At 30.1% G+C, this 26,605-nt stretch carries 23 protein-coding genes and 1 tRNA gene; 21 read left to right on the forward strand and 3 right to left on the reverse strand.

The genetic code is table 11. The features are described from left to right. Positions 1–294 precede the first annotated feature (294 nt). Genes lon through C7954_RS01515 form a run of 3 tightly spaced genes read left to right on the forward strand, consistent with a single transcriptional unit; the run spans position 295 to position 4,167 of the window. The gene (gene lon / locus C7954_RS01505) at positions 295–2,646 is read left to right on the forward strand and encodes an endopeptidase La (protein WP_073159671.1); all 2,352 of its coding nucleotides are present in this window, start codon (positions 295–297) and stop codon (positions 2,644–2,646) included. Continuing rightward, positions 2,633–3,238, forward strand: coding sequence for a ribosome biogenesis GTP-binding protein YihA/YsxC (gene yihA / locus C7954_RS01510; protein ID WP_073159673.1), 606 nt, complete (start codon positions 2,633–2,635; stop codon positions 3,236–3,238). The genes lon and yihA overlap by 14 nt, the downstream gene beginning before the upstream one ends. Before the next feature lie 2 nt (positions 3,239–3,240). Next, positions 3,241–4,167, forward strand: a complete 927-nt coding sequence (locus tag C7954_RS01515; RefSeq protein ID WP_089655209.1) for a class I SAM-dependent DNA methyltransferase — start codon at positions 3,241–3,243, stop codon at positions 4,165–4,167. 230 nt (positions 4,168–4,397) lie between these two features. Here the strand turns inward: C7954_RS01515 and C7954_RS01520 are convergent, their stop codons facing one another. Then, positions 4,398–6,176 carry an FAD-dependent oxidoreductase gene (locus C7954_RS01520; RefSeq protein WP_134058544.1) on the reverse strand — a complete coding sequence of 593 codons (1,779 nt, stop codon included), beginning with the start codon at positions 6,174–6,176 and terminating at the stop codon, positions 4,398–4,400. Positions 6,177–6,486: 310 nt separating this feature from the next. Here C7954_RS01520 and C7954_RS01525 point away from each other — a divergent pair, with 310 nt between their 5' ends. Next, on the forward strand, positions 6,487–7,536 hold the full coding sequence (locus C7954_RS01525) for an FAD:protein FMN transferase (RefSeq protein WP_089719269.1): 1,050 nt from the start codon (positions 6,487–6,489) through the stop codon (positions 7,534–7,536). Beyond that, complete coding sequence (locus tag C7954_RS01530; RefSeq protein ID WP_073159681.1) at positions 7,526–8,488, forward strand: polyprenyl synthetase family protein; 963 nt, start codon at positions 7,526–7,528, stop codon at positions 8,486–8,488. Before C7954_RS01525 ends, C7954_RS01530 begins: the two co-directional genes overlap by 11 nt. 62 nt (positions 8,489–8,550) lie before the next feature. Here the strand turns inward: C7954_RS01530 and C7954_RS01535 are convergent. Then, positions 8,551–8,627, reverse strand: a tRNA-Arg gene (locus C7954_RS01535). Between the two features lie 230 nt (positions 8,628–8,857). On the opposite strand from C7954_RS01535, the gene C7954_RS13560 reads away from it, so the two are divergent. From C7954_RS13560 to C7954_RS01560, 7 genes are all read left to right on the forward strand, one after another. Next, complete coding sequence (locus tag C7954_RS13560; RefSeq protein WP_159429252.1) at positions 8,858–9,013, forward strand: hypothetical protein; 156 nt, start codon at positions 8,858–8,860, stop codon at positions 9,011–9,013. Between the two features lie 300 nt (positions 9,014–9,313). Continuing rightward, positions 9,314–9,466 (forward strand): glucose PTS transporter subunit EIIB, encoded by a 153-nt coding sequence (locus C7954_RS13565; RefSeq protein ID WP_159429253.1) that lies wholly within the window; start codon positions 9,314–9,316, stop codon positions 9,464–9,466. Between the two features lie 203 nt (positions 9,467–9,669). Continuing rightward, the gene (locus tag C7954_RS01540) at positions 9,670–11,067 is read left to right on the forward strand and encodes a sensor histidine kinase (RefSeq protein WP_089655216.1); all 1,398 of its coding nucleotides are present in this window, start codon (positions 9,670–9,672) and stop codon (positions 11,065–11,067) included. A gap of 22 nt (positions 11,068–11,089) precedes the next feature. After that, on the forward strand, positions 11,090–12,598 hold the full coding sequence (locus tag C7954_RS01545) for a response regulator transcription factor (protein WP_166667663.1): 1,509 nt from the start codon (positions 11,090–11,092) through the stop codon (positions 12,596–12,598). Positions 12,599–12,726: 128 nt separating this feature from the next. Further along, positions 12,727–13,707 (forward strand): TRAP transporter substrate-binding protein, encoded by a 981-nt coding sequence (locus C7954_RS01550; RefSeq protein ID WP_073159113.1) that lies wholly within the window; start codon positions 12,727–12,729, stop codon positions 13,705–13,707. 115 nt (positions 13,708–13,822) lie between these two features. Continuing rightward, the gene (locus C7954_RS01555) at positions 13,823–14,371 is read left to right on the forward strand and encodes a TRAP transporter small permease (RefSeq protein WP_073159115.1); all 549 of its coding nucleotides are present in this window, start codon (positions 13,823–13,825) and stop codon (positions 14,369–14,371) included. Further along, complete coding sequence (locus C7954_RS01560; RefSeq protein WP_089655220.1) at positions 14,371–15,660, forward strand: TRAP transporter large permease; 1,290 nt, start codon at positions 14,371–14,373, stop codon at positions 15,658–15,660. The genes C7954_RS01555 and C7954_RS01560 overlap by 1 nt, the downstream gene beginning before the upstream one ends. A 181-nt stretch (positions 15,661–15,841) precedes the next feature. Here C7954_RS01560 and C7954_RS01565 read toward each other — a convergent pair whose 3' ends face one another. Next, positions 15,842–16,852: an SDR family oxidoreductase gene (locus C7954_RS01565; RefSeq protein ID WP_089655222.1), complete on the reverse strand. Its 1,011-nt coding sequence runs from the start codon at positions 16,850–16,852 to the stop codon at positions 15,842–15,844. A 251-nt stretch (positions 16,853–17,103) separates the two neighbouring features. Between C7954_RS01565 and C7954_RS01570 the strand changes: the two genes are divergently transcribed. From C7954_RS01570 to holA, 9 genes are all read left to right on the forward strand, one after another. Next, a complete protein-coding gene (locus C7954_RS01570; RefSeq protein WP_073159121.1) occupies positions 17,104–17,373 on the forward strand; it encodes an ACT domain-containing protein in 270 nt (89 codons plus the stop codon). Positions 17,374–17,433: 60 nt separating this feature from the next. Continuing rightward, on the forward strand, positions 17,434–18,792 hold the full coding sequence (locus tag C7954_RS01575; RefSeq protein ID WP_073159123.1) for a PFL family protein: 1,359 nt from the start codon (positions 17,434–17,436) through the stop codon (positions 18,790–18,792). A gap of 77 nt (positions 18,793–18,869) precedes the next feature. Further along, positions 18,870–19,949 carry an aldose epimerase family protein gene (locus tag C7954_RS01580; RefSeq protein WP_089655224.1) on the forward strand — a complete coding sequence of 360 codons (1,080 nt, stop codon included), beginning with the start codon at positions 18,870–18,872 and terminating at the stop codon, positions 19,947–19,949. A 177-nt stretch (positions 19,950–20,126) separates the two neighbouring features. Further along, on the forward strand, positions 20,127–21,323 hold the full coding sequence (locus C7954_RS01585) for a patatin-like phospholipase family protein (protein WP_073159127.1): 1,197 nt from the start codon (positions 20,127–20,129) through the stop codon (positions 21,321–21,323). A gap of 22 nt (positions 21,324–21,345) precedes the next feature. Next, a complete protein-coding gene (locus C7954_RS01590; protein WP_073159259.1) occupies positions 21,346–21,561 on the forward strand; it encodes a hypothetical protein in 216 nt (71 codons plus the stop codon). Between the two features lie 36 nt (positions 21,562–21,597). Then, entirely contained in the window at positions 21,598–22,209 is a 612-nt protein-coding gene (udk, locus tag C7954_RS01595) for a uridine kinase (protein ID WP_073159129.1), read from the forward strand. A gap of 91 nt (positions 22,210–22,300) precedes the next feature. Then, positions 22,301–22,963: a helix-hairpin-helix domain-containing protein gene (locus C7954_RS01600; RefSeq protein ID WP_089717688.1), complete on the forward strand. Its 663-nt coding sequence runs from the start codon at positions 22,301–22,303 to the stop codon at positions 22,961–22,963. Beyond that, positions 22,960–25,287 (forward strand): DNA internalization-related competence protein ComEC/Rec2, encoded by a 2,328-nt coding sequence (locus tag C7954_RS01605; RefSeq protein WP_133618212.1) that lies wholly within the window; start codon positions 22,960–22,962, stop codon positions 25,285–25,287. Before C7954_RS01600 ends, C7954_RS01605 begins: the two co-directional genes overlap by 4 nt. A 124-nt stretch (positions 25,288–25,411) precedes the next feature. After that, the gene (gene holA, locus C7954_RS01610) at positions 25,412–26,419 is read left to right on the forward strand and encodes a DNA polymerase III subunit delta (protein ID WP_073159135.1); all 1,008 of its coding nucleotides are present in this window, start codon (positions 25,412–25,414) and stop codon (positions 26,417–26,419) included. Positions 26,420–26,605: the final 186 nt, after the last annotated feature.

The raw sequence follows: 26,605 nt of genomic DNA on the forward strand, positions 1-26,605 counted from the left end.
ATTTAAATTAAGCTGTAGTAGATTTAGAGATAATATTACTCCTAAAGAGTGAGTGGTATTATCTCTTTCGTTTTTTATTAGTTAGGAAATTATACCTGATGGTTTGTTGTGAATAATATTTATAGTTTCATAATTTCCGCTATCAACAAAATTTAACCTTATTATATTACAGATTATCCGAAGGACATTTTGTTCATATATTAAAAGGGAAAATTTTAGTTATCTAGAACTATAAAACAGAATTAATTATAAGTGATTAAATTACTTAAATATAATAGATTGAGGTGAAAGTAAATGGCCAATAATAATGAAATAAAAGAAGTTATGGAATTACCTTTACTGGCTTCTCGTGGTGTGATTGTTTTTCCTCATATGGTTATCCCTCTTTTAGTAGGTCGGGATAAATCAATTGCTGCTTTAGAAGAGGCAATGATGGAAGAAAAGAAGATTATAATTGCAGCCCAAAAAGATGAAACAGTTGAGGAACCTGAAATAGACGAAATTTATCAATTTGGTACAATAGCTGAGGTTAAGCAGCTGGTTAAACTTCCTAATGGGATGATAAAAGTTGTAGTTGAAGGAATAGAAAGAGCTGAAGTTATTGAATATCTTGATACAGAAGAATATTTTTTAGCTGAGGTTGAAAGTCGCCCGGAAGAGAAAGTAGAAGTCAATACAGATATCAAGGCACTAATGAGAACAGTAGTTAAAGAGTTTGAAGAATATATAAAATATAATAGAAATTTACCGGCTGAAACTATTATGTCAGCAAGTAATATTGAAGAACCTGGACGTTTAGCAGATGTTATTTCTTCTCAAGTTGAATTGAAATATCAGCAGCTGCAGGAACTTTTAGAAGCAACTGATATAGTGGAACGTTTAGAAAAAATGTTAAGTCTGCTGCAGGATGAAATAGAAGTTTTAAAAATTGAGCAGGATATCAATAAGCGGGTAAAAAAGAAAGTAGAAAAAAATCAAAAAGAATATTATTTAAGAGAAAAAATGAAGGTTATCCAGGATGAATTAGATGAAGATAAGAGTTTATCTGATGAGATAGAAGAGTACTATAAAAAACTAGAGAAAGCTGAACTACCTGATAATGTGGCTGAAAAAGTGGAAGAGGAGATAGAAAAACTTGACCGCACACCAAACATGTCTCCTGAAGCTACAGTTATTAGAAATTATTTGGATTGTATATTAGATCTTCCCTGGAATAAAGTAAAAGAAGAAGAAATTGATATTAAAAATTCTGAAGAAATCTTAGAAGCTGATCATTATGGTTTAAAAGATGTGAAAGAAAGAATTTTGGAATATTTAGCTGTCAGAAAGATGGCTCCAGCCAAAAAGAGTCCAATTTTATGTTTAGTTGGTGCTCCAGGTGTTGGTAAAACTTCATTAGGGAGATCAATTGCAAGAGCCTTAGATAGAGATTTTGTTCGTTTATCATTAGGTGGTGTCAGAGATGAGGCAGAGATAAGAGGTCATCGCAGAACTTATATTGGTTCTCGACCTGGCCGAATAATAAATGCTATGCGTGATGCTGGCAGTAAAAATCCTGTATTTCTTTTAGATGAAGTTGATAAAATGAGTTCTGATTTTAGAGGTGATCCCGCTTCAGCAATGCTGGAGGTTTTAGATCCAGAACAGAACAAAGAATTTGGAGATCATTATTTAGAAGTTCCTTTTGATCTTTCACAGGTCTTATTTGTTACAACGGCTAATGTTGCTCATACGATACCAGCTCCACTTTTAGACAGAATGGAGTTAATAGAAATTCCAGGTTATACTGAAGATGAAAAACTTAAAATTGCAGAAGGACATCTGCTCCCTAAAATTTATGAAGATCATGGACTTAAAGATGAACAGATTAATATATCTTCAAATGCAATTTTAAAAGTTATTAGAGAATATACTAGAGAGGCAGGAGTTAGAAATCTTGAGCGCAAATTAGCTGCTATTACAAGAAAAGTTGCTAAAGAATTTGTTGAAGGTAGGGAAAACAAAGCTCTTGTTGCTGTAAACAGTGTAGAAAAATACTTAGGTTTAGCTGATTATGAACATCAAGAAAGTGATCTTGAAGATAGAATTGGCGTTGCAACAGGACTTGCCTATAATCAGGCAGGTGGAGATATTTTAGATATTGAGGTTGCAGTAGTTCCAGGCAAAGGAGAACTGACTCTGACCGGTTCTTTGGGGGATGTCATGAAAGAATCTGCTCAAGCTGCCTTAAGCTATGTTCGTTCCAAACAGAACGATTTAAACCTAAGTGATGGATTTTATAAGAAGTTTGACATCCATATTCATGTACCACAGGGTGCAGTTCCCAAGGATGGACCGTCAGCTGGAATTACAATTGCTATAGCTCTCGCTTCTGCTTTAACTGGTCGCAAGGTTAGAGGAGATTATGCAATGACTGGAGAAATTTCACTGAGGGGAAGAGTCCTCCCAATTGGTGGTCTAAAAACAAAAATCCTGGCCGGTAGAAGAGCTGGAATAAATAAATTTATTTTACCGAAAAAAAATGAAAATAAGTTTAAAGAAATAGAGAAAGAAATTACTAGAGGTTTAGATGTAACTTTTGTTTCTCACATGGACCAGGTAATGGATATTTTACTATTAGAGGATGAGAATCATGCAGATTACTAATGCTGAATTCTATAAAAGTGTATATAAATATGAAGACTGCCCCAGGCTTCAGCAGCCTGAGGTAGCCTTTAGTGGTCGTTCTAATGTAGGTAAATCATCTTTGATCAACAGACTTACCAGACAAAAAAAATTAGCCAGAACTAGTAATACACCCGGTAGAACTCAGTGTCTAAATTATTTTAATGTAGATGATAAATTTTATTTAGTTGATTTACCTGGTTATGGATTTGCAAATGTTCCTCAAAAAGTAAAAGATGATTGGGCTGAATTAATAGACACCTATTTAAATTATCGAGAAAATTTAATTGGAGTAGTTCAAATTATCGATTCTCGCCATAAACCAACTAAAGATGATAAAATGATGGTGGAATGGCTGCAGGCAAGTGGCTTGAGTTATTTAATTGCAGCTACTAAAGTAGATAAAATTTCCAATAATAAAAAAGCTAAACAAAAAAAGCTGATTTATAAAGAATTAAATTTAATAGAAGAGGATAATTTTACATTCTTTTCAGCTCAAACTGGAGAAGGAAGCAGAGAAGTTTATGAATATCTTGACTTTTTACTGCAGCTGGCTAATAAAGATAGGGGCTAAAAATGAAGTACAGTTACACCACATATTTTGCTGAAATTTATGATGAAGTGATGAAAAATGTTCCTTATCAATATTGGTTTCGCTATTTAAAAGATATTTTAAAATATTATAAATGTCAACCAAATAAAATTCTTGAATTAGCTTCTGGAACTTCAAATATGACTTTTAATTTAATTAATTTGGAATCAGTTAATACGATTACTGCTTTAGACTTGTCAAAAGCAATGATTTCAAAAGCAGCTGAAAAGTTAGAGTATAGAACTTTAAATCAAAAAAAATTTGAAAAATTTAATTTGATTAAAAATGATGATAACTATCAACTGCAGAATTCCAGTAGAAGTTTAAAGATTAAATTTTCTGTTCAAAATATGATTGACTTTTCTTTTGCAGAAGAGTTTGATTTAATTCTTTCTTTTTTTGATAGTCTTAATTATTTAACTGATATTGATCAACTGCAGGGTTGTTTTGATAATGCTGCCAGTTCTTTATCTGAATCGGGTTTATTTATCTTTGATATGAACTCAATTGGTAGGATCAAAACAATAGCAGAAAAATCATTTATGATTGAAGGAGATAATTATGAATGTTTTTGGGAAGACATTGTAAATGAGAAAGAAAATTTGTGGCAGGTTAAATTAAAAATCTGTCCGGATAATGATCAACTTCCCTGTTTTGAAGAAGTTCATAGTGAGCGTGGGTATAAGATTAAAACAATATTGAGATTATTGAAGCATAGTGGTTTTAAGGCGGTAGATGTTTATAATGCTTTTAGTTTTGCGAGAGGGAAAAACAATTCAGACAGATTATATTTTGTAGCTGCTTTAGATGAAAATAGGCTGCAGAATAATGAAGGTCAGCTTAAAAAAATATATTATAGTACAAAAAATAGAATAGATTACTTTTTAGTCAGTTTAAGATATTTATTTTAGTGCTTATTTAAAGATATTTTAAAGCTAAAAAATAAAATTAATATGTAAATTATAAAAGCAGGAGCTTTAATTAAAGCTCCTGCTTTTATTTGTTTGCCTGGCATAAATATTTGCTAATCAGTGCAAGTCTGATGAGAAATATAAACTGTATAAAAGGCACAATCCTGTATAAAAAGGTTAAATGCTAAAATATATGAGGGACTCGTTTTATTACTTAATAGATTGTCCGATTATTTTTTAACTACTTTTTGCAGATCCTGATCTTTATTTTTTGGTCTGCTCCAGATTTTATTTTTAAGCCAGGGTAAGACATAATAGTCTAAACCGAAAGAACGTCCGGAACCAATTAAAGTTATTGAAGCAAACAAAAACCAGAATAGGGGACTAAAATGTCCAGGATAGTCACTGGACCAGTGTGCATACTGACCGGCCAGTAAAAAGTTAATTGAAAATCCAACAGAACCCAGTGCACCAAGAGTTGCAAACAATCCAAAGATTAAGGAAATACCGATTCCTATCATACTTAGAGTTACTACAATTTGAAAGAAGAGTGGAAACTTAAAGATAATAGCTTCATTTAGCCAGACATACCAGCCGACAGCATAGTCACCAATCGGTGAGGCTGAAGCTCCAGAAACCAAATAATCTGCTGATGTCAACCAGCCATCTCTCACTTTAGTATAACCTTCATAAAGCCACATGATTCCAACAAAAATACGCAAAAGAACTAACCAGAGTGATCTTGAAGTCTCACTGACAAAGCCAAACAGCTGCGGCAGTAAGCCTTTATGAGAAGCCTGTTCTTTCATATATTCAGTAATTAAACTATATGTTTCTTTGATTCCTCCAATTTCAAAACGGTAGAACATATTTACAGAGTGTTTCATAAACATAGCTGGAATTCCTGTTAAAGATAGTCCCATTACTTCAGCTACTGCATAGCTGCTTCCAACTGAAACCATTACACCATGTAAATTGGGATCGAGTTCTTCTTTTGAGCCACCTTTAATTTCTGCTACAATATTTTTAGCTGCACATTCACCTGTCTGCTGAGCAGATTCTACTAATGCCGGCAGTATCTGATCATCATCCCAGGGAGCTGCTGCATTATCACCAATTGCATAAACATTGGCATAATCTTCTGTCTGCAGATATTTATTTACTTTTATTCTATTTGCCCGGTCAGTAGCCAGGCCAGAATTTGCAGCAAAGTCAGCTGCCTCTACACCACAGGTCCAAATAATAGTCTCTGCATTGACTTCCATTCCGTCATTTAAAATTATCTTATTTTTTTCTATTTTGTTAACAAACTCACCTGTTTTAACATTAACTCCGTTATCTCTCATATAATTCATTGCCTTTTCAACCAGCTCATCACTGAGATTGGGAAGTATTTGATCAAGGCCTTCAAAGTTATAAATTTCTATTTCATTGCGTGGTATATTATATTCTTTGCTGTACTCATCAAGCCATTCAATTAATTCTCCAACCATTTCAACTCCGGTAAAACCTCCACCGGCAACTGCAAATGAAAGCAGTTCCTTTCTTTTGGCTGGATCATCTGTCATTCTTGCTTCCTGCATACATTTTTCAACATGTTTTTTGATACTATTGGCATCATCCATAGACCACAAAGTAAAGGCATGTTCCGCTACCCCTTCAACTCCACAGTGACTCGGTTTGCTTCCGGCCCCCATAATTAAATAATCATAGGTATATTGATGTTCCTCAGAACTTAAAGTTTGATTTTCAAAATCAATATTATTGATCTCATCTTGGATTATGTTTACCTTTGTTGAAGAAAAGATTCTCTCTAAGTCAATTTTAAGAGCATCTTCTTCAATCCTATTACCTGCTACCTCATGTAATTCTGTTAACAGGGTATGATATGAATTCCTGTCAATGAGAGTAATTGTTGAGTCAGGATGTTTTTTTAATTTTTTATGGAGAGTTTGGGCAGCTGCTACTCCACCATATCCTGCTCCAAGTACTATAATATTATTACTCAATGTTTTTACCTCCTTTAATATTTTTCGTTACGTCAAATCTAATAATTTTTTAAAAAATATTACCCATAATCAATTTTATCAAGATAAAATTTATAATTTCACATACTTTATTAAAAAATTATGAGTTATTTTTTTCACACTTTAATTATAGCATAATAAAATTAAATTGCAAGTAACTCTCTCGGAATTAATTTTGCAAAATGATAATTTTATGATAAAATGTAAGTGATTTACCCGGAATTAATAATTTTTAAAGGTTTTTGTGTAAAAATTAACTTAACTATAAATATATAATTTAGGATGTGATATTTTGTTAAATAAAAAGACTATAATTACTTTGACTATATTACTAATATTTCCATTGATTTTAACTGCCTGCAGTAATGATACAGTAGAAGTTAAAACAGCTGAAGATAATGCTTTTTTAATGGACACTTTAGTTCAAATGAGGGCACATGGTGAAAATGCAGATGCAGCTGTTGAGGAAAGTATGAAACGAATTGAAGAGATTGAAAATTTAATGAGTAAAACGATTGAAACAAGTGATATTTATCAATTGAATAATAATCCAAATCAAAAAATAGAAGTAAGCAAGCAGAGTTTAGAAGTTCTAAAAAAGGCTAAAAATTATGCTGAAATAACTGAAGGTGATTTTGATCCAACAATAGGTGCTTTAGTTGAGTTATGGGGAATTGGAACTAAAAATGCTTCAGTACCACCAGAAAATAAAATAAAAGCAGCTTTAGCAAATACTGGTTACCAATATTTAAATTTAGATGATAATTATGCTAAAATTATAAAAGCTGGTGTAAAACTTGATCTTGGAGGTATAGCCAAAGGTTATGCAGCAGAAGAAGTGAAAAAAATTGTAGAAAAAAACGGGGTTGAGCATGCATTTGTTAATCTTGGTGGAAATGTTTTGGTAATTGGAGATAAAGTTGATGGGTCTTCCTGGAAAATTGGAATTCAGGATCCTAGAGCTGGAAGAGGAGATGTGATGGCAATTATTGATGCTGTTGATTTAACTATAGTTACTTCAGGTAATTATGAAAGATATTTTGAAGAAAATGGTAAACTTTATCATCATATTATAGACCCGAAAACAGGTTATCCAGCTGAAAATAATCTTTTGAGTGTAAGTATAATTAGTCATAACTCTTTTGATGCAGACGCTCTTTCTACTGCTGTTTATGTAATGGGATTGGAAAAAGGAATGGAATTTATTGAAAATATTGATGATGTTGGTGTTATGTTTATCACAAAAGAACTTGATGTTTATCTTTCTTCAGGTTTAGAAGAAATTGTTAATATTAATGATCCAGATTTTAATTTAATTGAAGGTGAATATAGTGTTAATTGAAGATAAACTTTATCAAAAAATATATACTAAGTTAAATAAAAATATAATAGAAATTACTAATTCTAAAAGAACTATTGTCAACGAGGCAGTTAAAGATTTAGTTGAGGGGGGAGGGAAAAAATTACGTCCATTTTTGATGTTTCTTGCAGCTTCTTTTGGAGATGATTATGATAAAGACAAATTAATTCAGTTGGGAAGTGGAATTGAATTACTTCATATGGCATCTTTGGTTCATGATGATATAATTGATGATGCTGATCTTCGTCGGGGTAAAGAAAGTGCTCAAAAAAAATTTGGTAAAAAAGAGGCAGTTTTTATTGGAGATTTTCTTTTATCTAAGACCTTTGATATCTTTTTTGATTATCTAGATAGAGATGTACTAAAAAAAATGAATAAACATTTGAGATTATTATGTGAAGGAGAAATTGAACAGTCTGAAAAACGTTATGAACTTCAAATCGGAGTCCGTGATTATTATAGACGAATAAGGCATAAAACAGCTCTTCTATTTGCCTTAAGCAGTTATTTAGGTGGATATGTGAGTGGAATAAGAGGAAAAAAACTCAATATTTTATATAAATTAGGTCTAGAAATTGGGATGGCCTTTCAAATTCAAGATGATCTATTAGATTTTGAAGGTGATGAAAATAATACAGGGAAAGTACTCGCTAGAGATTTAAAAGAGGGTATCGTTACTCTGCCAGTAATATTACTGATGGGAAAAAATGAATATAATGATAAGTATCAGATTTATAATAAAAATGTTTTAGACGAGTCTGTAGTAAATGACATAATAACGGATGTTAAAGAAAGTGATGTTTTAAAAGAGAGTCGAGAAATTTTGCTTGTTTTTATTAAGAGAGTAGAAAAATACATGGACAGGCTGCCTAACAATAGGGCCAAAAAAAAATTGAAAAAACTAATTGAACTGCAGGTTGATCGGAAATTTTAATGTATTCAAAAAACCAGCCAATATTGGCTGGTTGAATTATTTTAATTATATTTTTCAATAGATGGTGGGGTTAGGCGGATTTGAACCGCCGGCCTACAGATTAGGAATCTGTTGCTCTATCCAGCTGAGCTATAACCCCAGAAATTATTATTTATTATTTCATCTTACTTCAATAATAATACAATATTTATTTGTTTTTTTCAAATATAAAATAAAATTGAGTAAAATGGTGAGAAGGGTTTTTAGAATTCATCTTCTGAAAAATTAATTATACTTGATTATAAAATTATTGGGTTATATAATTAAAATAAGAAATTTTTTAATTTTCCAAACAAATAAAATCATAAAAGAGCAAGGGGGGCTATAATAATGGCTAATATTAATATTGATTTACTAATTGAAAAATTAAGGGAAATTGAAGGCAATTACAGAATGGATAATAATAAATTAAATTATAACAATGGCTTTGCTGATGGGGTTCAAAAATCAATTGAAGAAATTGAAAAAATGTTAGATAATAATTAAGACTTATAATTTTTATAAGTACATTGTCATTAAAGTGATCTAAAATCATTTGATCTTAATTATTAAATTTCATACAATTGCTTTATAATATTTTGGGACCGTTCCCAAAAATAAAAATTAGAAAATATAAAATTTAAGTAGGATTATAATGGATTAGAACAAAATGTCCTTCGGACAATCTGTAATACAGTAAGGTTAAATTTTGTTGATAGCGGAAATTATGAAAACTATAAATATTATCCACAACAAACCATCAGGTATAATTTCCTGGTATTATATAATGTTGATAGTGTGGATTGTATGATAAGATTAAGACTTGTTTTAAAAGATAAAACTAAGAGTGATCAAAAGGCAGTTAAAAATATTGATGGAGTTAAAGGAACCTTTGTTAATTCAGGACAATTTCAAATTATAATTGGTCAGGGATCAGTAAACTCAGTCTTAAATGGCTGAGCTTTTTTTTTGAAATTAATTCAAATGATATTTTGACACTTTAGTAATTAAAGTAGTATCATTATAATAGTAGTCTTTAAAAAAATGTCAGCAAATTCTTGGAGGTGTTAATTATATTTTCCAGAATTATAGATTTCATAAAAAAGCCAAAAAGATCTATTAGAAGTAGAATTATAAGTATTTTTATTATTATTATATTAATATTGAATGTAGTTTTTTTCCTTTCTTTTCTTCGAAGAGATAAAGAGATTGAGGTTTATCAAAATAATGTAGATACCAACTTTAAACTTAACCAATTATCATTGAAAATAACAGAAAACTCTCGTTATTTTGATCAATATTTTCAGGAAAGAAGTGAAGAAAATAATGAGCTTTATCAAAATTCACGAGCTGAAATAGCAGCATTAATGACTGAAATTGAAGATGAAATCAGTAGGGACCAAAAAAGCAAGACTTTTTATAGAAATCTCAGTAATATGCTGGAATATCATGATCAATTAGTTTCAAGTTTATTTAACTCTAATATTCTAAATCAAAACACTTATCAAATGTTAATAGATATTGATACTCTTTATTCATATATAAGCAGTCACACACAGAATTTAATTAATTCCTATCTTGCTTATCACAGCAGCAATTATGTTAATTTATTATTAGACACTCAAAACAGAACTAAAAGCATCTATTTTTTTGTTATTTTAATTAGTATAGCGGTTTTTATTTTTGCTGTTTTAATGGCAAATAATATTTTAGAGACTATAGAAAAATTGTCTTCATTTGCCCGTTATTTATCTTTGGGCCACTGGGAAATTGAAAATATAGAAGAAATAAATTACAGAGAATTAAATATTTTAGGACAGACATTTAATTTAATGAAAAATAATATTAGCAAATATATCAAAGAATTAAAAGAAAAATCAGAGGTGGAGAATAAACTAAATCAGGAAAAGATGCAGAATATAGAAAAAGAGAGGCTGTTGAAAGAATCTCAACTTTTAAATCTGCAGATGCAGATGGATCCTCATTTTTTATTTAACACCTTAAATACAGTTTCTAGAACTGCAATGTTTGAAAATGCAGCTAAAACTCAAGAGCTTATTATCGCAATTTCTAAGATAATGAGATATAACTTAGATCATAAAGGGAAAATGGTTGAATTAAATAAAGAAATTGAAGTTTTAAAAGCTTATTTAACGATTCAGGAAACCAGATTCAAAGAACAGATGAATTTTAGAATTAAAACTGAAGGTGATTTATCCAATTTTAAAATTCCGCCGATGATTATCCAGCCAATTGTTGAAAATTCTATAATTCATGGTCTAGCTGATATTGAATCAGAAGGTAAGGTTTTAATAGAGATTGATAAAGAAGAGGATTATTTAATAATTAAGATTATAGATAACGGAATTGGCATAGAAAAACAGAAGTTAGTAGATATCTTAAATGAAGAACACAAAATTGAATCTGATAAAAGGAAAAGTCTTGGTCTTTTAAATGTGATTAAAAGATTAAAATTACATTATGGTAAAAATTTATTAAATATTAATTCAAAAGTTAATAAAGGAACAGAAGTAATAATTAGAATTCCTATTGATGAATAAAATATTTCAAAAGGAGGATATAATGATAAATATCTTAATAGCTGAGGATGAACATTTAGAAAGAAAAGCAATAAAATTCTTTATTCAAAAACTATATAGTCAGGAAATAGAAATTAAAGCTGAAGTTAGTAATGGGGAGGAAGCAGTCTTTCAGGCGTTAGAAAATGATGTAGATTTAGTTTTAATGGATATTCAGATGCCTAAAATGAGCGGTTTGAAAGCGGCAGAAATACTAAAAGAAAAATCCTCAAAAGTCGAAGTTATAATTTTAACTGCCCACAGTGAGTTTGACTATGCAAGAAAATCAATTCAAATTGGAGTTAGTGATTATTTAGTTAAACCATATGTAGAAAAGGATTTTAAAGAGGTAATGGATAAGGCATTAGAAAAAATAAAAAACAGAAAAAAAGCAAAAGAAAAAGAGACTAAAATGTTGGAAAAAATAAAAAATATCACTCCTGTTTTAGAGAAAGAAATCATCTTAAATATAATTTATAATACTAATTCTTCTTTAAAAAGTTTTTTAGAACATAAAAAAATGCTTGGATTAGAGGGGAATAATTATATTTTTTTAACTGTTAATTTTCAAGACAATAGTAAAATAGATGACTCTTTTTATCATGATTTAAGAATTAAATTTAAAAATAAATTTGCTGGGGTTATTTCATATAATGGCTTAATCAACAGTATATTTATGATTATTGATGATGATCTAAAATTGAAGCTTAGATCTAAGGAATTTCAGCAAATAGAAGAGTTAATAAAAACTGAAGCTATATCAAATAAAAAAGAAATTAATTTAATAAAAAGTGAGATAGCAGATGATTTTAAAAAGGTTAGTGAAATTTATAATCAAACTAAAAAAACTGTCAAAGATGAACAGTTTTCGATGAACAGTTATCCTTATCAAAGAGAGAAAAAAGTTTTTGCTAAAATTATTGATAAAAATAAAAAGCTTGCAAAATTGGAGTTCAATAAGATATACAGCTATTTAGTAAAAGAAGAAAAAGAAAATCTAAATAGAATAAAATCATTCCTCCATAGATTTTTAATTTTTCTTAACCGCAGATTAATGGAATATTATAATGAACAGCATCCATATTTAGAGATGCAAAAATTAGAAGCAGAAATTGAATTGATAAATAATTTAAAAGGATTAAAGATTTATTTTGAAAAAATTCTTGAAGACTTAATTGATGAGCTATGTGATAATGCTAAAGAAGAAAAAGTAGAAATAATTGAAACTGTAAAAGATTATATAAATGAAAATTATAGTGAAGATATTAATTTAGATGATATTGCTGATTACATTTCATTTAGCAAATATTATCTCAGCAAATTATTTAAAGAGGTTGAAGGAATTAATTATAAAGATTATTTAATAAAAGTTAGAATGGAAGAGGCTAAAAAAAGACTTAAAAATGGAGATAAAATAAAAGTGGTAGCTTCTGAAGTAGGTTACTCTGATAGAAATTATTTCAGTAGAGCTTTTAAAAAATATACTGGAATTTCTCCCGGGAAATTTAAATAATTCAGCTTTAGCTTTAATTTTCTGAAAATAACCAAAAAAATGAATAAGATAACAATTTAGTCTATAGTTTTTATTAATTTCTATTGATACAATAAATTTAGAAAATAACATAAGGGGGAAGAAAAACAATGAAAAAAGTTTTAGTTTTGGTTTTAGCAAGTCTTTTGATTTTTTCTTTTGCAGTCTCAGCTCAGGAAATGACCTTACGTTTGGCAGACAATCAGCCTGAAGGTTATCCGACTGTTGTTGGTGCTAGAGAATTTGCACGTCTGGTTGAAGAAAGAACAGATGGCAGAATTAAGATCGAAGTTTATCCTGGTGGAGTTTTAGGAGACGAAAGTTCTACAATTGAACAAGTTCAGTTTGGTGCTATTGATTTTGTAAGAACTTCAATTACTCCAATGGCAAACTTTGAGCCAGCAATGAATGTTTTATCTCTTCCATACCTATATCCCAGTGAAGAATACATGTTTCAGGTATTATTCAGTGAGGTAGGAGATGGAGTATTAGAGGGTCTTAAAGATGCAGGTATTGTTGGCTTAACCTGGTATGACTCTGGTGCTCGTAGTTTCTATACTGCTGATACAAAGGTTACAAGTCCTGAAGATTTAGAAGGTTTAAGAATTCGGGTTCAGGAAAGTCAGTTAATGATGGATATGGTTCAGGCTCTAGGTGCCTCACCCACTCCGATCGCCTGGGGTGAAGTTTACAGTGCACTGCAGACTGGTGTAGTAGATGCTGGTGAAAACAACTACCCTGGCTGGTATTACAACAGTCACCACGAAGTTGCTCCATATTTTGTTGAGGATGCACACAACCGTATTCCTGAATTGATAATTATGAGTAAAATAACCTGGGATAAATTAAGTGCAGAAGACCAGAAAATTATCAAGCAGGCTGCTGTAGATTCTACTGTTGTACAGCGGGAAGCATGGGATCAGCGTACTGAAGAAGCAAAAAAATTAGCAGTAGAAGAAGGCGCTACAATTACTACTTTAAATGCTGAACAGAAGCAGGCTTTTCAGGACAAAGTTAAAGGTTTATATCCTAAGTACAGTGAAGGTTATGAAGAACTTCTAAACAGTATTTTAGAATTCGAAATGGAATAAGAAAGTTTGGCAAATTAAGTCGACTGATTAATTTAGTTTAATTAGCTTAAGTAAATATCATAATTAAGGATGGTGGAGGATTTTGTCCTCCACTTCTTATTAAAGGGTGAATTATATGAAAGAAAAAAATAAAAAAAAGGAGATTATCTTATCATTTCTTGAACTGTCAGAAAAACTAATAAATTATCTGGCAATGATTTTTTTAGTGGCGATGATTATAATTGTCAGTGCAACAGTTTTTACTAGATATTTATTTAATTTTACTTTTCGCTGGTCAGATGAGGTTGCACTATTAATGATGATCTGGTTTGGCTTTTTAGGGATGGCTCTAGGAGTTAAAAATTCTGTTCATTTGAGTATTGAATTTTTTATGAGTCTTTTTCCAGAAAACTATCAAAAATACATTTATAAAATTGAGGATATTTTAGTAGGTGTGTTTGGGGGGTTTATGTTAAAATACGGCTGGGATCTGTATAATGCTACTAAAGCTACAGTTTTACCAGCAACTCAATGGACCAGGGGTCTTTTATTTATTATGTTACCACTTGCAGGTATTTTAATTATAATTTATTCTATAGCTAAGTTTTTTGGTGTTTTACGAGAAGAACACTTCACTATTCAATCTGAAACAATAAAACAAAAAGAAGTAAAGGGGGAAGAATAGTGGATCCAGCAGTATATATATTATTAGGTTCATTTTTATTTATGTTATTTATTCGAATCCCCATTGCTTTTAGTTTAGGCCTTTCAACAATGTTTACAGCCTTTTATGTGGGTTTACCGCCAATGGTGGTTATGCAGCAGATGGTAAAGGGCATTAATTCTTTTTCATTGATGGCAATTCCATTTTTTATTATAGCTGGAGAAATTATGGGGCAGGGTGGAATTTCTGATCGATTAATTAAATTTTCTAATGTAATTATTGGCTGGATGCGTGGTGGATTAGCCATGGTTAATATTTTGGCCAGTATGTTTTTTGGCGGAATCTCTGGTTCTTCTGTAGCTGATGTTTCATCAATTGGTTCAATTATGATTCCAATGATGGAGAAGAAGGGCTATGATAAAGATTATTCTATCAATGTAACAATTACTTCTTCAGTTCAGGGAATTATTATCCCTCCAAGTCATAATATGATTATTTATTCATTGGCTGCTGGAGGCGGAATTTCAGTTGCTAAGTTATTTCTTGGTGGTATTGTACCGGGAGTTCTTTTGGGTATAGCTTTGATGATCTTAAGTTATGCTATAGCAGTTAAAAGGGACTATCCAAGAGAAGAAAAAGTATCTTTTAAGGAAGCATTAAGAATTACTAGAGATAGCATGCTTGGGCTTTTAACAGCAGTTATAATTATTGGTGGAGTTACCACTGGAGTATTTACAGCTACCGAATCAGCTGCTATTGCAGCAGTATATGCTTTTATAATTACCTTCTTTGTTTATAGAGATATACCAATAAGTAAATTTGTTGATATTTTAAGAAGTTCATTAAGTACTTTAGCAATGGTAGTGGCAATTATTGCAACTTCCAGTGCTTTTGCCTGGATGATGTCGTATTTGCAGGTTCCTAAGATGATAACAGATTCTTTACTTCATCTATCAGATAATCCAATTATTATCTTATTAATTGTCAATCTGATCCTTTTATTTTTGGGAACTATTATGGATATGGCTCCACTTATTTTAATTGCAACTCCAATTTTACTACCGGTTGTAAGAAGTGTAGGCATGAATCCAATTACTTTTGGTGTTGTAATGATGCTTAATCTTGGAGTAGGATTATTAACTCCACCGGTTGGTTCAACCTTATTTGTAGGTTGTTCGATTGGTAATGCTCCAATAGAGGATATTGCAAAATCACTAATGCCATTTTATATAGTGTTAGTAATTATGGTATTGCTTTTAACTTTTGTTCCAGGTTTGACACTATGGTTACCTACTTTCTTGATGGGTTAAAATAAATTTAGTTCATTAAGGATGAGATTGAGATTGAGATTGATAACAATATTAGATAATACTAAAGCAGATATTTTTTTTATTATGTTAATGTTTGCAAAAAAAAACGGTCCCTGCCTGGGGTCCGCTTTTTTCTTACTTAAAATTATTTTTATCGTCAGGAATAAAAATTTTAGCTGTTTTACAAATTAGAATATTTACTTTCATTTTCTTCAATTATTTTATCCATCAAATCATTCCAATCCTGGTCGATACGCTGCAGTTCAGGATGAGAATCATACCAGTTTATAGAATCCTTAACACCTTCAGCAAAGGGGACAATCGCCTTAAAACTAGGTACAAAGCGTTTGATCTTAGAATTATCAAAAACAACACTTGCAGCTTTATCACCAAGTAATTTACCAATATATATGTCATTATACTCAGCAATTTTTCTGGAAGCAACATGAACAAGTTTAGGATTATCTACTCCAGCAGCTGCGGCCAAAGCTTTGTAAATTTGGTTCCAGTTTAAACTTTCATCAGAAGTAATTTGAAAAGCATGTCCCACTGCCTGTATATTACCGATTAATCCTATAAAAGCTTTAGCAAAATCACTATTATGAGTCATTGTCCAGAGTGAGCTGCCATCTCCATGGACCAGTATTTTTTTCCCTTTTCGCATTCTATCAATTAAAGTCCAGGGGGCTTTAGAACTATTAATAGCAGCTGGAATTGAAGTCTTTCCATAAGTATGTGAGGGCCTCACAATTGTAATTGGGAAATCATTTTTTCTATATTCAGCCATCAAAATATTTTCACAGGCAATTTTTTTCTGTGAATACTCCCAATAAGGATTGGAAAGAGGAGTTGATTCATCTATAAGATAGCTGGTTTGTGGTTTTTGATAAGCTGAAGCTGAACTTATAAAGATATACTGATCAGTTTTATCCCTGAAAATTTCTATATCATTCTTTACATGTTCTGGGTCAAAAGCTACCCAATCCACAATAACATCAAATTTATAGTCTTTTAATTTTTGTGCTGCATCTTTAGGATTGCGAATATTACCTTCAATTATTTTTGCATTTTTAGGTGCCAGATGATTATTGTTCCCTCGATTAAATAAATAGAGTTCTATACCCTTTTTTACTGCAAGCTCTGATACCGCCTGACTAATTGTTCCGGTTCCACCAATAAATAATACTTTCATTATCCTTTCACTCCTTTGATATATATTAAGATTATTTGATCTCTTATATAATATATTCACTATCTTTTAAATTATTCCTTTAAAAACTGGAGCTTTGATGGATCCATAAATTCAATTATTCACTATATTTTAAAAGACTTTTGTTGTAAAGAAATAAAATAAGTGATAAGATAAATGATAAGAATTATAATTTACTAAGTTAAAGTAATAGAGTTTTACAATAATTATATAATATGGAAAGGAAGATTTTTGTGAGAGCTATAATTACTGTTATTGGTGTGGATAGAATAGGAATAATTGCTGAAGTAAGCACTTTGTTAGCGGAAGCAAATGTTAATATTTTAGATATTAACCAAACAGTTCTTGATGATTACTTTACTATGACTATGTTGGTAAGTTTGGAAGCACTTGAGATTTCTTTAGAAGAGTTGAAAAAGGAATTAGTAGAAAGTGGCGAAAAATTAGGAGTATCTATTCGCTTACAGCATGAAGATATATTCCGCTCAATGCATAGAATTTAATCTTTATTATTTAGAGGTATCTTTGGATATTAATTTTTGAGTTAGAAGGGAAGTGGATTAATGTTAAATACATATGAAATAATGGAAACTATCAGGATGCTGGAAGAAGAAAAATTGGATATAAGGACTGTCACTATGGGAATTTCACTAAGTGATTGTGCAGATGGTGATGGGGAAAGAGCAAGAGAAAAAATATATAATAAGATAGTTAATTATGCTGGTGATTTAGTTAAAGTTGCTGAAGAAATTGAAATTAAGTATGATATTCCGATTATAAATAAAAGAATATCTGTCACCCCAATTTCACTTATTGCAGCAGCTTGTGAGGATAAAGATTACATAGAATTTGCTAAAACTCTTGATCAAGCAGCCAAAGAAGTGGGGGTTGATTTTATAGGTGGATTTTCAGCTCTCGTACATAAAGGAATGACTGCAGCTGATAAAAAACTTATAAACTCTATTCCAGAAGCATTAGCTCAAACCGAAAGAGTTTGTTCTTCAGTTAATATTGGAACTACAAGGGCAGGATTAAATATGGATGCTGTTGCACAAATGGGTCGGATAGTTAAAGAATGTGCTGAACTTACTGCTGATAATGGAGGAGTAGCTGCCAGTAAATTAGTTGTTTTTGCTAATGCTCCTGAAGATAATCCGTTTATGGCGGGTGCTTTCCATGGCGTTGGTGAAGGTGAATGCATGATTAATGTTGGTATTTCGGGTCCTGGTGCAGTAAAAGCTGCTTTAACAAAAGTTAAGGGCGAGCCCTTTGATCAGGTTGCTGAAACAATTAAGAAGACAGCTTTTAAAATTACAAGAATGGGACAGTTGGTTGCTAAAGAAGCTTCAGAAAAGTTAGGGGTAACTGCTGGTATTGTCGACTTATCTTTAGCTCCTACCCCTGCAGTTGGTGATAGTGTGGCTCGTATTTTAGAAGAAATGGGTGTAGAGGTTGCTGGAGCTCACGGAACTACAGCTGCACTTGCGTTATTAAATGATGCAGTAAAAAAGGGTGGAGTAATGGCTTCCTCCCATGTGGGAGGCTTAAGTGGAGCATTTATACCTGTTAGTGAGGATGCAGGAATGATCGAAGCTGTAGAGAAGGGAGCCCTGAGTTTAGAAAAATTAGAAGCAATGACTGCTGTTTGCTCTGTTGGACTGGATATGATAGCTTTACCTGGTAAAACAACTGCAGCTACTATTTCAGCAATCATTGCTGATGAGGCTGCTATTGGTATGGTTAATCATAAAACAACTGCTGTGAGAGTTATTCCTGTGCCAGGTAAGGATGTAGGAGAAGAAGTTGTATATGGAGGCTTATTTGGGCGAGCTCCAATTATGAAGGTCAGCGAATTTTCCAGCATTGATTTTATTGCTAGAGGTGGAAGAATTCCAGCCCCACTTCAGAGTTTGAAAAATTAATAATAAAACACTGTTCATAGGTGTTTAGATAATTGATGAAAAATTATCTTATTAATTTCTAAGAGAGGGGAAATTTGATGGGAGAAATAGCTATTACTAAAAGAAAAATTTCTGAACTACCTGATGGAAGAACTGCAGATTTATTTACTCTAGAAAATGATAATGGAGTTAAAGTTGATATCACAAATTATGGTGGTATTATAGTTCGTCTTTGGCTTCCAGATCGGAATGGTAATTTTGATGATGTAGTTTTAGGTTATGATAAATTAGAACAGTATTTTAATGATCAAAATTATTTTGGAGCAATAATAGGTCGTTATGCAAATAGAATAGCTGAAGGTGAATTTGAACTAGATGATCGAAAATATCAATTAGAAATAAATGAAAAATTTGATTCTGGAAGCTGTACTTTACATGGAGGTAATAGCGGTTTTAATTCTAAATTATGGACAGCAGAAGAAATAAAAATTGATGGTGAAAAAGCCCTTAAACTAACATACTTAAGTAAAGATGGTGAAGGAGGATTCCCTGGTAATTTAGAGACAGCAGTTTATTATTCTTTAACTGATGATAATAAACTGAGAATAGAATATGAAGCAGAAACAGATAAAGCAACAATTATAAATCTAACCCAACACAGCTATTTTAATTTAAAAGGCCATGGTCAGGGAACAATAGAAGATCATTTAGTTTATATTAATTCAAACAAATTTACTCCAGTAAATAATTCGATGATTCCAACTGGTGAAGTTAAAGATGTTGAAAATACTCCCTTTGATTTTAGTGTAATCAAAGAAGTTTCTATGGATATTAATGAAAATATCGAACAGCTAAAGATTACTGGTGGTTATGACCATAACTGGATTTTAAATAAAAAAGGTAATAGTTTTGAACTTGCCGCTCGGGTAATAGAAACTAAGACGGGTAGACAAATGGAAGTATGGACAACAGAGCCCGGTATACAATTCTATACTGGTAATGCTATTTCTGTTTGCGGAAAGGCCAAAAATGATAAAAAATATCCAAAAAGAGGAGCATTATGTCTAGAAACACAGCATTTTCCTAATTCTCCAAATCAAAAAGAATTTCCAACAACTGTTCTAAGACCTGGAGAAACTTACAAAACAAAAACTGAGTTTCACTTCACATTAATTTAGTTAATTAAAAGACTAAAAACTGCTGTAAATTCACTTGATGAAAAATAATAATAATGTTAGAATTATTATAGCAAACAAAAGCAACTATTTTGACTGCAGTCTTTGGGCTGTAGTTTATTTTTGTTTTTAATTTTACTGTTCATAAATATTGATTATATTTTACTGAGGTGCATTTTTATGTATGGATTAGTTTTAGAAGGTGGAGGGGCTAAGGGAGCTTATCATATTGGTGCTCTTAAAGCTTTAGAAGAATTGAATATTGAAATTGAAGCAGTTGCAGGTACTTCTATTGGGGCAATGAACGGGGCAATGTTTGTTCAAAACAAACTCGATCTTGCTTATGATTACTGGTATAATATTTCCACATCTAAAGTTTTAGATATTGAAGATCAATATTTATCAGAACTTCTAAATTTAAGTATTAATCAGAATAATATATCCTATTTTATTAAAAAGGCCAAAGAAGTACTGCAGAACAGGGGTTTAGATAATTCTTTTTTAAAAGAGATTTTAGAAAATAACATTGATGAGGAAAGTTTAAGAAATTCTGAAATAGATTTTGCGATTGTTACTCTATCTTTAAGTGACTTAAAACCTTTAGAACTATTTATTGATGATATTCCAAAGGGTAAAGTTATTGATTATATAATGGCTAGTTCGTATCTACCTGCTTTTAAAATGCAGAGAATAGACGGTAAAATATTAATTGATGGTGGTTTTTATGAAAATTTACCACTAAATACTCTTTTAAATAAAGGATATAAAAAAATTATTGCAATTAGAACTTATGGTCTAGGTGAGATAGAAAAAAGAGTTGATGATAACAAAGAAATAATATTTATTAACCCCAGTCAAGAACTAGGAAGAATGCTCAATTTTGATCAAAAAAATGCAAGGAAAAATATTAAAATGGGTTATTTTGATACAATGCGATATTTTAAAGGTTTAGCAGGAAAAAAATATTATTTAAATATCAAAAAAGATGAGAGTTTTTTTGTTAATTATTTATTAAATTTGGATGAAAAGGTTATTAAAAAATTATTAAAACAGCTTTCTTTAACAGAAGAGCCATATTTTCGTTCTTTTTTTGAAAATTTAATTCCTAAATTAGTTAATTTATTAGAAATAAGTTATCAAGCAAATTATACAGTGATTGTTATTCGTTTATTAGAAGAACTAGCGGCTTATTTAAAAATTGATAGATATAAAATCTATACTTTTGAGGAGTTACTAAGGATAGTTCGGGAAAACTATCAAAAAAAAGATAAAAAGCTAAGCAGTAAGCTGCCAGCGTTTATTAAAACAAGCAGTCTACTTCCTAAACAGATAAAGGAAGATTTGATTTTAGACATTGCTGAGAAATTATTTATTTAAATTGGGAGGATTTAATTTTTTTATGAAAAGCAAGGGAGAAAATATAAATGCTGAAATGGAAATGATTAAAGATTTGAGAAAAAGAATTTATGGTGATTCTGAGTCTAGTTTTAAAAATAAGTATTCTAATCATCAATGTGTTTTTTGTGGATCAGAAAACAATTTACATCTGTATAAAAAAAAGCATATCTGTCATACCTGTCTTTCAGATTTGAGAAAAAATGATTTTAATAATTAATTTATATGAGATTAAAATTTATAAAAGGGGTTAAATATGAGTGCACTTTTAATAGGAATAGCAGGAGGAACAGCATCTGGTAAAACTACACTTGCCAGAATTTTAAAGGATTCTTTTCAGGATAAGGTCACAATTTTAAAACATGATTATTACTATTATGACAGAAGTCATTTTAAAGTGGCTGATCATAAAATTAATTTTGATCATCCAGATTCTTTCGAAACAGATTTATTAATAAAACAACTTGAGGAATTAAAGGTCGGAAAAGCAGTAGAGAGGCCTGTATATTCCTATAAAACTAATGAACGCTTAGTCGAAACTAAAGAAATAAAACCAGCACCAATTATTATAGTTGAGGGGATTTTAATTTTTTATTATGAGAAATTAAAGGATCTTTTTGATTTGAAAATTTATGTTGATACTGATGCAGATATTAGATTATTAAGGAGAATAAGCAGAGATATCAAAGAAAGAGATAGGACATTTGAGTCAGTTAAAAGTCAATATTTAAGAACAGTAAAGCCAATGCATCAAAAATTTGTAGAGCCGAGTAAATATCAGGCCGATATAATTATTCCTCATGGAGGCTTAAATGAAATAGCAAATGATTTAATTATAAAGAAAATAAAAGATCATTTACGTCAATAGCAGCTTGGCTGCTATATTTTTTTGCATTAATTGTTAAAATATTACAGGAAATATAATATTTATCTCGAATAGTATTTTAGGAGGTGTTTTTATGTTAAAAATTTCCACTAAACAGCTTTTGATTTTAGTCACTATAGTTTTTATTTTATTTTTAGCTTATTATAATCAAGCGATTGAAGAAAATGAAGTCTTAAATTCAGCTTCAAATTTCACTTTAGAAGTTAAAAATGAAGCCGCAGAAAAAGCAAATAGAGTTGAAATTAAAAATGATAACCAAGAAATAATAGTTCATTTGAGTGGAGAGGTTAAAAATCCTGGTGTTTATAAATTGAAAAGTAAAGAAAGATTAATTGATTTGATTAAAGCAGCTGGAGGATTAAAAAATAAAGCTGATTTAGAGCAAATTAATCTTGCTGAAAAAATATTTGATGGACAAAAGGTGGTAATTCCAAGTGTTTTGGATAGAAATTCAAATCAGGCTGCTGATCATAATTTTATAGAATCTGGTAATTTTAATGTGGAAGGAAAGCTTGTCAGCAGTTATTCTAAGTCAGCTGAGAAGGAGTTAGTAAATATTAATCTAGCTGGTCAAGATCTGCTTGAATCACTTAGTGGAATTGGTCCTGCCAAAGCTAAAGCAATAATAAAATATAGAAATCAAAATTCTTTTAATAAAAAAGAAGACCTGCTTAATATAAGTGGAATTGGTGAAAAAACTTTGGAAAATTTAGAGAACGAGATAACTGTAAAATGAAAATAACTAGAAGACCAGCGTTTTTAATTGCTATTTCTTTAGCAGTAGGAATAATTACCAGTTATTTTATGATAAAAAACAAATATTTTTTAAGCTTAAAAATAATTTTAATAATCGAGTTAATTTATTTTCTATTTTATTTATTTTTTATTTTTGATAACTCAAAAAAATCAATTTATATATTGTTAATAATTTTATTTTTTATTTTAGGAAGTTTCTTGTCTGCTAATTTAGAATATCAATACCAGCATAAACTTTCAATAAATAAATTTTCTAATTTGAGTTCAGCTCAAATTGTAGCTGAGCTTGTCTTTGATTTAGGTGATTTAGAAAGTGATAAGCTTTATTTAAAACCATATTTAATTAATGGGCAAAAAGTAAGATACGGAAAAATATTAGTTCATTCTCAATTGTTGAAAGCTTATAATAATGGAGATTTAATTAGTCTAGAACTAGATACTGCTCTGCCTCCATCTCCTTTAAATCCTGGAGGGTTTAATTATCTGCAGTATTTAAAAAATAAAAAAATTTTTTTGCAGGGATGGAATTTAAAAAACATTAATTTAATTCAAAGAAAAAACCAAATAAAAAACATCTTAATCCAATTTAAATTATCAATGTTAAATAATATTAATAACTTGTTTAGCAAAGATAATGCTGCCTTTATAAAATCAATTTTACTTGGAGAAAAAGAGTATTTAAGTTATCAGCAGGAAAATCTGCTCAGAACAGTCGGTGCAAGTCATATATTAGCTATTTCTGGTCTGCATATGGGAATAATTATTTTGTGTTTCTCTTCAATTTTATTTAAAATTTTTTCTAAACGGATAAATGCTCTTTATTTGCTCAGCCTTTTTTCTTTAATTTATATTATATTAGTTGGGACATCTGTTTCGATTGTTCGAGCAGCACTGCTGGCACTTCTTTTTCTTTTTTCATCCGAATTTAATCGTGAAGGCGATTTTTTAAATATAATTTCTGTAACTTTAATTATAAATTTGATTCTAGATCCTTCAGCTTTATTTACAGTTTCATTACAGCTTTCATATCTATTAGTTTTGGCATTGTTTTATATTACTCCACTTTTGAGTCAGCTTTTAACTCCTGTTTTAGCAGTATCTTTTTCAGCACAGCTTGCTTCAATAGCAGTAACGGCTTATTATTTTAATGAATATGCTTATCTAGCACTAATTACAAATTTGTGGTTGATTCCATATATTACAATTTTGTTACCATTTATTTTTGGCTTAACTATTTTATCATTAATTAGTTATAGTTTTTTTGAGCCACTTGCATTTATTGTAGAAACTGGACTTAATTTTTTATTTAAGGGCTTAGAATTGATGACTGTATTTCAGGAAAGGCCTTTAGTTATTGCAAAACCAGGATTATTTTTAATTGTTATTTATTATTTGTTGTTATTTTCTTTGCCTTATCTTTTTCAAAAAAGATATATTTATATTAGGGCAAGAAAATATTTAATTTGGCAAAAAATTATTCCAATTATTTTAATAATAATCATCATTTCTTTTTTTATAAATCCCAGTTCTAATAAACTAGAAGTTAATTTTATAGCAGTTGGGCAGGGAGATGGAATTTTAATTAATTTTCCTAATGGAGAAGTCATGCTGGTGGATACCGGCCCCCCCGGAAATGATGGTAGGAGTATTGAATACAATATAATTTCATTTTTAAATAATCAGGGGATAAAAAATATAGATTATTTAATGCTGAGTCATTTTGATGCAGATCATGCAGGTGGTATGCCTCATTTATTTAAAAGGAAAAAAGTTAAGCGGGTCTTAATTCCTCCTTTTAAAGAAAAAACAGAACTTCATAATACTTTAGAAGCAGAAATAAAGAAAAAGAAAATCAGTTTGAACTTTTTAAATTCTAAGATGATGTTTAAAATTGCTGATTGTAAAATTGATATTTTAAATCCAGAATTAAACAACTTAAAGGAAGATCGGAATGAAAATTCAATAGTTTTTTTATTAACACATCAAAATAATAGCTTTTTATTTACAGGGGACTTATCAAAAGAAGGAGAAAATAAAATAATTCAAAAATATAAGCTGGCAGATGTTGATGTTTTAAAAGCAGGCCATCACGGCAGTAAGAATTCAAGTGGAAGTGAATTTTTGGATCAAATTAACCCTAAAATTGTTATTATTTCTGTAGGTAGAAATAATTTTGGCCATCCAGCAGCTGAAGTTATAGCAAAATATAATGAAAAATCAATTAACTATCTTAGAACCGATCAGCGGGGGATGATAAAATGTATTTCTGATGGTGATAATATTTTAATTAATACTTTTAAGTGAATTAATGAATTAAAAAAGGAAGCTTAAAGACTGGAGAGCTTATCTTAAATATGTTAAAATAAATTAGAAGAACAGTTAAAATAGATTAAAAGAACAAATGAAGCGGAGTATGAGGTGTAATTAAATGGATATAGAAACTTTTATAAATAAAGAAAAAAAACTAAAAAAAGTATATTATATTTATGCTGAAAATTCATATTTAAGAAATAAATTTAAAGAAGAATTTATTGCTGAATTCATACCAGAAGCAATTAGAGATTTTAACCTTTCGTCTGTAAACCCAGGAGATGAATATTTAAAAAGATTGAAAAACGCTGTGCAAACCCCTCCGATCGGAGCAGAAAAAAGATTTATTATTTCTCACTTTGAAGAGGGAGATTCTTTAAATAAAGGCGAAAAAGAAAAACTTTTAGATATTTTTAAAAATATTAATCAAAGCAGTACCCTTGTTTTTTTAACTGCTAATAAAATTGATAAAAGAAAAAAGTTTTACAGAACTTTAAAAAATCATGTTTTATATCAGGAATTTGAAACACCACGCTATGGTGATTTGGATCAGTGGATTGTTTCTCGTTTTAAAGAACACGGTAAAAAAATTGATAAGCAGAGTCTTAAAATACTTGAAAATATGTTTAGTAATAAATTAGAAATTTTAAATAGTGAAATTGAAAAGATAGTAACTCGCTATCCAGATAAAGATAAAATTTCATATTATGATATCAAAAAAATAATTAGTAGAGAAAAGTTTATTGAAGATGAAGAAATATTTAAGTTTCTAGATTTAATAGGAGATAAACGAATAGACCAGGCTCTGCTAACTTTAAAAGAGATGTTAAATAGAGGTGTTTATCCTTTATATCTATTGACAATGTTAAAAAATCAAATTGAACTTTTAATGCAGGTGAAATTTTATAGTCAATATACACATGATAATAGAAAAATTGCTAAAAAAATCAATAAACACCCTTATCCGGTAAAAAAAGCGCTTCAGAGAAGTAGAAATTTTACTCAAAAAGAATTGGAAAAAATCTTAGAAGAAATTTTAAGGGCTAATTATCATTTTTTAACAGGCTATTACCCTGATCAAAATACCGCCTTAGAAATGATAATTATTAAATCTATTGCTTATTGATTTATTCTTTAATTAAATATCGAAAAATATTATTTCTGATATTAGTTTCTAATCTTTATAGAAAACAAAAAAACTCATCCATTAGGATGAGTGCTTTTGTCAAGCGAAAAATGTACCACCCTACCAATCGAATTGTGTACCACCTAGTTTAAAAAAGAGAAGGAGAAGAAAATACTCCTTCTGTAG

Source organism: Halanaerobium congolense, from assembly GCF_004366375.1.
Taxonomy (GTDB): Bacteria; Bacillota; Halanaerobiia; order Halanaerobiales; family Halanaerobiaceae; genus Halanaerobium; species Halanaerobium congolense.

Excerpts from the sequence above, each read along its gene's own strand:
- lon (WP_073159671.1), top strand. The coding sequence starts at position 295 with ATGGCCAATAATAATGAAATAAAAGAAGTTATGGAATTACCTTTACTG.
- yihA (WP_073159673.1), top strand. The coding sequence starts at position 2,633 with ATGCAGATTACTAATGCTGAATTCTATAAAAGTGTATATAAATATGAA.
- C7954_RS01515 (WP_089655209.1), top strand. The coding sequence starts at position 3,241 with ATGAAGTACAGTTACACCACATATTTTGCTGAAATTTATGATGAAGTG.
- C7954_RS13560 (WP_159429252.1), top strand. The coding sequence starts at position 8,858 with ATGGCTAATATTAATATTGATTTACTAATTGAAAAATTAAGGGAAATT.
- C7954_RS13565 (WP_159429253.1), top strand. The coding sequence starts at position 9,314 with ATGATAAGATTAAGACTTGTTTTAAAAGATAAAACTAAGAGTGATCAA.
- C7954_RS01545 (WP_166667663.1), top strand. The coding sequence starts at position 11,090 with ATGATAAATATCTTAATAGCTGAGGATGAACATTTAGAAAGAAAAGCA.
- C7954_RS01550 (WP_073159113.1), top strand. The coding sequence starts at position 12,727 with ATGAAAAAAGTTTTAGTTTTGGTTTTAGCAAGTCTTTTGATTTTTTCT.
- C7954_RS01555 (WP_073159115.1), top strand. The coding sequence starts at position 13,823 with ATGAAAGAAAAAAATAAAAAAAAGGAGATTATCTTATCATTTCTTGAA.
- C7954_RS01565 (WP_089655222.1), bottom strand. The coding sequence starts at position 16,852 with ATGAAAGTATTATTTATTGGTGGAACCGGAACAATTAGTCAGGCGGTA.
- C7954_RS01575 (WP_073159123.1), top strand. The coding sequence starts at position 17,434 with ATGTTAAATACATATGAAATAATGGAAACTATCAGGATGCTGGAAGAA.
- C7954_RS01580 (WP_089655224.1), top strand. The coding sequence starts at position 18,870 with ATGGGAGAAATAGCTATTACTAAAAGAAAAATTTCTGAACTACCTGAT.
- C7954_RS01585 (WP_073159127.1), top strand. The coding sequence starts at position 20,127 with ATGTATGGATTAGTTTTAGAAGGTGGAGGGGCTAAGGGAGCTTATCAT.
- C7954_RS01590 (WP_073159259.1), top strand. The coding sequence starts at position 21,346 with ATGAAAAGCAAGGGAGAAAATATAAATGCTGAAATGGAAATGATTAAA.
- udk (WP_073159129.1), top strand. The coding sequence starts at position 21,598 with ATGAGTGCACTTTTAATAGGAATAGCAGGAGGAACAGCATCTGGTAAA.
- C7954_RS01600 (WP_089717688.1), top strand. The coding sequence starts at position 22,301 with ATGTTAAAAATTTCCACTAAACAGCTTTTGATTTTAGTCACTATAGTT.
- C7954_RS01605 (WP_133618212.1), top strand. The coding sequence starts at position 22,960 with ATGAAAATAACTAGAAGACCAGCGTTTTTAATTGCTATTTCTTTAGCA.
- holA (WP_073159135.1), top strand. The coding sequence starts at position 25,412 with ATGGATATAGAAACTTTTATAAATAAAGAAAAAAAACTAAAAAAAGTA.